Annotated in this window: 1 pseudogene; it reads left to right on the forward strand. The window is 58.1% G+C overall.

What is annotated here, in order from left to right:
* Positions 1-55: 55 nt before the first annotated feature.
* Positions 56-1,173, forward strand: a pseudogene (locus LHL23_RS23420) (IS3 family transposase).
* Positions 1,174-1,188: the final 15 nt, after the last annotated feature.

Consider the following 1,188-nt stretch of genomic DNA (forward strand, 5'->3'; position numbering starts at 1 on the left):
TGTCTTTGCCCCCTAAACCTGGGCCACTACTTTTGCCGAGGAAGGGGGATAGAAGATGGCTCGGAACCGGTATTCGGACGAGGACATCCTGAAGCTTTTGCGTGAGATTGAACTGAAGCTGGCGGATGGCAGCGATGTACGCAGTGCTTGCCGCGGTGTCGGTGTCAGCGATGCGACCTACTACACTTGGCGGCGCCGGTTCGGTGGCATGGGCAGGTCTCAGCTGTCGGAGCTGCGCAGCCTGGAGAAAGAGAATGCCCGGCTGAAGAAGATTGTGGCAGAGCTTGAGCTGGACAAGCTGATCCTCAAGGAAAGCCTGAGTTACCTAAAGCCGAAGGCCTGACGACGAGCCAGCTTCGTCAGGCTGTCACTCACACGCGCCAGAAGCTCGCCACATCGGAGCGTCGGATCTGTCAGGCCGTCGGCCTTGCGCGCAGTTCCATGCAGTATCAGCCGGTGAAAAGAAACGATGACGGTCTGCGGCTTGCCATGATCCGTCTGGCCAAGAACTATGGCCGCTATGGCTACCGCAAGATAGCTGAGCTGCTGCGGATCGAGGGCTGGTGGGTGAACCACAAGAAGGTTGAACGCCTCTGGCGCGAAGAAGGGCTGCAGCTTCCGCGGCGGCACAAGAGGAAGAGGCGCCTCTACCACAAAGACAGTTCAATCATCCGGCTCCGGCCGAAGCATCCTAATCACGTCTGGAGCGTGGACTTTGTTCACGACAAGCTCAGCAATGGCCGAAGCTACAAAATGCTGACAGTTCTGGACGAATACACCCGCCAGGCGCTCGCGGTGGCAGTCCGAACCCGGATGCGTTCCGAAGACGTTCTGGAGGTGCTCTACAGCCTGTTTCTTCGCCACGGGAAGCCTGAGTTCATCCGCAGCGACAACGGCCCGGAGTTCGCGTCTCAGGCGACCCAGAGCTGGCTCGAGAAAGTTGGCGTGAACCCGATCCGGATTTATCCGGGATCACCTTGGGAGAACGGGTACAACGAGCGGTTCAATGGCACTCTCCGCCACGAGGTTCTCAATGCGGAATGGTTCACAACAACCAAACAGGCCCAGGTCGTCATCAATTGCTGGCTCAGACAATACAATCAAACCCGCCCGCATCAGGCACTTAACATGCGCCCGCCAGCCCCCGAAACTCTACTTCGAATTGGCACATAGAAATGGGGCTGGACA

Source organism: Leisingera sp. McT4-56 (assembly GCF_020514995.1).
GTDB classification, from domain to species: Bacteria; Pseudomonadota; Alphaproteobacteria; order Rhodobacterales; family Rhodobacteraceae; genus Leisingera; species Leisingera aquaemixtae_A.